The organism is Aquimarina algiphila (assembly GCF_007489275.1).
GTDB classification, from domain to species: Bacteria; Bacteroidota; Bacteroidia; order Flavobacteriales; family Flavobacteriaceae; genus Aquimarina; species Aquimarina algiphila.
Genome location: NZ_VLNR01000133.1, coordinates 1 through 4,846 on the forward strand (window position 1 = coordinate 1; position 4,846 = coordinate 4,846).

At 29.6% G+C, this 4,846-nt stretch carries 7 protein-coding genes, 1 tRNA gene and 1 pseudogene; 4 read left to right on the plus strand and 5 right to left on the minus strand.

Annotated features, from left to right (window positions below; genetic code table 11):
- From FOF46_RS32875 to FOF46_RS30295, 4 genes and pseudogenes are all read left to right on the plus strand, one after another.
- Positions 1-115 (plus strand): annotated as a pseudogene (locus tag FOF46_RS32875) (IS982 family transposase); the annotation flags it as partial.
- Positions 116-321: 206 nt separating this feature from the next.
- Positions 322-834: a DUF6265 family protein gene (locus FOF46_RS30285; RefSeq protein ID WP_143919156.1), complete on the plus strand. Its 513-nt coding sequence runs from the start codon at positions 322-324 to the stop codon at positions 832-834.
- Between the two features lie 551 nt (positions 835-1,385).
- Positions 1,386-1,460, plus strand: a tRNA-Pro gene (locus tag FOF46_RS30290).
- Between the two features lie 85 nt (positions 1,461-1,545).
- Positions 1,546-1,782 (plus strand): hypothetical protein, encoded by a 237-nt coding sequence (locus FOF46_RS30295; protein ID WP_143919157.1) that lies wholly within the window; start codon positions 1,546-1,548, stop codon positions 1,780-1,782.
- An 85-nt stretch (positions 1,783-1,867) separates the two neighbouring features.
- Here FOF46_RS30295 and FOF46_RS31970 read toward each other — a convergent pair whose 3' ends face one another.
- From FOF46_RS31970 to FOF46_RS30315, 5 genes are all read right to left on the minus strand, one after another.
- On the minus strand, positions 1,868-2,026 hold the full coding sequence (locus FOF46_RS31970) for a hypothetical protein (RefSeq protein WP_167572017.1): 159 nt from the start codon (positions 2,024-2,026) through the stop codon (positions 1,868-1,870).
- A gap of 102 nt (positions 2,027-2,128) precedes the next feature.
- Complete coding sequence (locus FOF46_RS30300) at positions 2,129-2,320, minus strand: hypothetical protein (RefSeq protein WP_143919158.1); 192 nt, start codon at positions 2,318-2,320, stop codon at positions 2,129-2,131.
- Between the two features lie 195 nt (positions 2,321-2,515).
- A complete protein-coding gene (locus tag FOF46_RS30305) occupies positions 2,516-3,025 on the minus strand; it encodes a DUF4411 family protein (protein WP_143919159.1) in 510 nt (169 codons plus the stop codon).
- Complete coding sequence (locus tag FOF46_RS30310; protein WP_143919160.1) at positions 3,025-4,197, minus strand: XRE family transcriptional regulator; 1,173 nt, start codon at positions 4,195-4,197, stop codon at positions 3,025-3,027. The genes FOF46_RS30305 and FOF46_RS30310 overlap by 1 nt, the downstream gene beginning before the upstream one ends.
- Positions 4,198-4,247: 50 nt before the next feature.
- On the minus strand, positions 4,248-4,694 hold the full coding sequence (locus FOF46_RS30315; protein WP_143919161.1) for a hypothetical protein: 447 nt from the start codon (positions 4,692-4,694) through the stop codon (positions 4,248-4,250).
- Positions 4,695-4,846: the final 152 nt, after the last annotated feature.

Genomic DNA, 4,846 nt, shown 5'->3' on the forward strand with positions numbered 1-4,846 from the left:
TGAGGGATTTAAAAATAGAATCTTATCAAAGATCACAGCAATGACCATTATTCAATATATCAATAGGTTTGAATTCAACAGAAATATAAACAACCTAAAAATTAATATTAACTAAATGCACAACGGGTTAGTACACTATTTTTCTAATTAAGCAAGACGTATTCAATAATAACCTTTACATTCTTCTTTGGTTTTTTACTGGTTTTTCAGTGCAATACGGTGAAATATTTTTCCTTATCCATTTCATCTAATTTTAAGTAAAAATATAAATGATAAGATTAATAATATCTTTTTATCAATAGTATAGCAAAATCAAAAATTATGAAAAAAACATTTGTGTTATTGATTACAATTTTACTTATCTCTTGTAATCAAAATAAAAAAGAAGAATCGGTAATCAGTGAGGATACTCCTAAGTTGACTGAAGAAGCGGATAATTTTGATTGGTTGTTGGGTACATGGAAAATCAATACTAAGGAGGTTGGTAAAGAAATGTTTGAAAATTGGGATAAAAAAAGTAAAACCGAGTATGTTGGATTAGGATTTACAGTACAAAATGGGGATACAATAAAAAAAGAAAAATTTGGGCTTATAAAATTAGATAATCACTGGAATTTTCAAATTCAATTACAGGGCGAAACTAAACCTTCTTCATTTAAAATGACAAGTTCTAACGCCCATGAATTTATTTGCGAAAATAATGCACGTAATTTTCCTAATAAGCAACTTGATTCTCCTAATAAAATAAAATATAGAAAAAAAGAAGACAAAATATATGCTACAATTTCTGGAAGCAAAATAAAAATACATTTAGAATTGGTAAAACTTCAATAAAGAATTATAGTTCATGTATAGCAATGAGTTGATTGATAGTGTTCATTTAATATTCTGCTAACTAGTGTCTGCCATGTTTAAACTCAAGAGACTTGACATGAATTAGAATATCTTATGCCTATTTATTTTTTTATCTTGTTTATAGACCATAAATTAATCTACATGGATAAAAAAGTGATTGTTTTTTGTGTTGATTGAGATTTCTATCGGTGGCATTATATGCTCAAAACGCTTATATACTTATAAACTTCTTTAAGAACAATCACTACAATCGAGCCATTAATTTAGTTTTTTTATTATGTCATAGATCTGTTTAGACTTTTTGGATTTTTAATATTTATCTAAACCTAAATATTTATATTTGCGCCTTGAATATATACTTCGATTTTTATAGAATAACCTTTTGAAGTTGCTCTTCTATAATTAACAATTCATTGTGCTTTTTTAATCACAAAAATAGAATCGAATTAATTTTCAAACAATTTTATGAATTTTTATTAAAACTTAAATGCACTGAAAACAACTGGTTTTTAGAAGTAATTAAGTAAAAACGGGTAGTAGCTTAGTCCGGTTAAAGTGCTGGTCTGGGGGACCAGAGATCGGAGGTTCGAATCCTCTCTACCCGACACCCATGAGACCTCTTTTATAAAGGGGTTTCGTTGTTTTTAGCCACTATTCTTTTTGATTTTCCAGAGAACTACAGGCAAAACTATGCATGGCGGTTCTGATTCTGAATTTGACGGTGACGTAATACTACAAGTAGAGAAACCAAACGAAGATTATAGAGATAACTACCTGGTAGCACGTAAAAATAGATATAATGAAATCCCTATGCTCAAATATAGTATATATCATCAAAGGCTTATAAGAGATTCAGAAGAAGTAAAGAAAATCTCTACAAAAAAGGCTCAGCCTTTGCAACCTAAACTTATTGTTCGTTCGCTGTAAAAGTGTGTTTTATTGTTGTTGAGAAAGCCCGGTTATTAGTCGGGCTTTTTACAGTGGAAGTAATAAATTGTTATCTATTTAATTTTTAATCATCGGTGTTTTCACTTGGATTCAAATTTAAGTTACATATACTTCCTCCTTGATTCAATCCACCCTTGATGCAAATTAGTTTATCTATTCCAAAACCTTTAAAATCATTTAAAGTAGATTGTGATCTTTGAAACTCTTTTTTTAATTTCTTCATTTCATATTGTTTTTATGAGTTATAAATATTTTAATCCATAAGCAATAACTACTTATCTTACATTTGTGTCATAAATTAAAAAAATGTTACCCTCTTAAGGGGTTAAATCATATTATATATAATTACAGGTGCAGAAAGTATTAATATACCAATTATTCCATTCATATATGAATCATCGTTTAAAAAATCTTTGAATGTTTTTTTAGATTTCCAAAATCTCGAAATGAACCATCTAAAACCTGCTCCTGGATAGGAGAAGATCAAGATAACTATAATTTCAAAAATTGCTTCCATAATGTTAGTTAAGAAACGTAGGGCAAGGTATTAAGCAATACGTTTCGGATTGGTACTTAGCCAAATATAAATATTTTGCTTTTATCATTTTTCGTAAACGCCAAATTTTATAGTTGTCGACTTTGCAAATAAGCACAGACCTTTGGGTTAATCCTAAAAGCCCTATGTTTTCTTATACATTGTTAGCCACTCGCTTTATTCTGGTTTACAAATAAATTTTATATTCAAACTTTTTATAAATTCAAAATCATCTATCCAACTAACATTCATATTATCACATACGTGAGGGATTTTAATCTTGGTTTGTTTTTTGATAAAATCTTTTTTCTCTTTTGTAACGACAATTGCATTTTCTTTCATTGCATGAGCAATTACCCAAGGGTCAGCTTTTGAATGAATTCCATTGCTTGAAACTAAATATTTGTGATTGGGATTTGATGAATATATGTCTTTAAGACACTTAGTTACTTCTCCATCAATTTTTTTAATTGGAATATCGCTATTCTTTAGCCATTCGAATAGATTGTCTTCTCCTTTCTCAATTTCTTCGTAAACTAATTCGGGAATAAAAATCACACCTTTTTTACCCAAACTATTTAAAACTTCCCAATATGATGGACAAATTTCTGGTGAGTAATATTTTTGCCAAGCTTGAATAAGAATATTAGCATCAATACAGTAAACTACTTTTTCATTTTTAAACATTAGGCAAGTAGTTTTTCAAATTTTTGGAACTTATTTATCCGGGTGTTAAGCAGACTACTTGCTATTGAAGGTGACAATGAACCATTGTTAAAAGAATCCATTACAATTCTGGTAAAGAGTTTACTATTTTTATTTAGACGAAGCAGATAAGCATCTGGACCTCCTTTTCGTTCTCTTTGTTTTTCTTTTTTAATCTTTTCTCTTTCTAAAAACTTCTCAAACTCATCTTGAGCATCTTGTTTTAGAATCTTGTAATTAGATTGAGAAATTAATTTTAAGTTCAAAGCTCGAACTAATAAGGCAAACGAACTTATACCAAGTTCTTTTGCTTGCTTAAAAATCTTATTGTTTGAATCAAAAGTATCTTTACCAAGTTGTGTAATTAATTCTCTTGGCATTAATGCATTAGCTGCAACTTGGTTGCAAAATAATTCTACTGGATGAAATTTTGATTTTACTTTATCGTTAAAATCAATATCTACTTCATTTGATATACCTGATTTTGCTATCCAAATATGAGCTAATTCGTGAACAAGTGTAAAAAGTTGCGGAGCATTCCAATTTTTTGAATTTACAAAAACAAATGGTGCATATTTATCAGCAATTGCAAACCCTTGTATTAAATCTCTGTCTAGGACTAATCTTGAGTGTAAGAAACTTGCACGAGATATAAATATTCCTTCACTTTCCGCTTTGTCAATCCATTCTATAATTGGCGTTTTTTTATAATCGTTAGGATTAATTTTTAAAGTATTCAATATGTCTTTAGCAACAACTTCCGGGTTATCATTTATTGAATATTTGCCAACGAATGGAAGAGTACTTTCTCCTATTTCTTCAAATAATTCACTAATCCAATTTTGTTTTTCTTGGACATCTCTAATTATAAATAACGAAGCAGTATCTAATTCCTGTGAGTCATCTCTTCTATAATCTTGAAGTGGATGAAAATCTTTTGGAATTTCAGGTAAAAAGAAAAGTGAAAAAGGTCTCCTAAAACTATTTGCCAATATTTTTGCTTGTCGAATTGTCGGAAAATCAATTCCATCTTCCCAAGTCAGATACCTTTCAGGTGATACAGAAACTTTTTTGGAAGCATCTTCTACAGAGATTTTGGCGGACTGTCTAGCCCACTTTAATATCTCGGATGTTATAAATGCTTTATCTGCCATTAATTCTTTAAAACAAAGGTAAAATTTTAATTTGGAAAACAACTTTTTTTTCAATTCTTGCGTTCTATAATAAAACCATTTTCCGAGAATGTAAATGTTCGTTCATCGAAAATGGATTTCATGATAAGCCAAACTTTATCAACTAAAGTGAATTGCTTTTTTTTGCTAGCATCTATTTTAGTTAACCGTGCCGTAATAGTTATTCCTTCTATTTTTGTTGTTTCCTTTGTTTGGCGATTGAATCGAACTCCTCGCGCATTTTCGAAGCGTTTTGTGATTTTTTCATTCATTTTATTTTGCCGACTTACCTCCATGCGAAATTCATTGATGTAATCAATTAGCGGGACACTTTTTTCATTTTCTCCAATTATTAAGAAGTTAAAAAAATCAAATTCGTGTGTAATTGGTATTTCTCGATTGTCGTCGATGTCTATTTTTAATATCACAGGCCGTGTTACAAATGCTTTAATATTAATCTCGAAGTTCGCAATGTCCATTTCTTTAGAAGTATTTTGTAAGTCTGGAAATTCTTGCCAAACTGACCCACCTATTCCTATTATATTGACCCAGTAAATCCTATTTAAACTGACCCACCTATTCTTGTTTAAATTGACCCACCCCCAAAAGTGTGTGTATTAAATAACTTGTA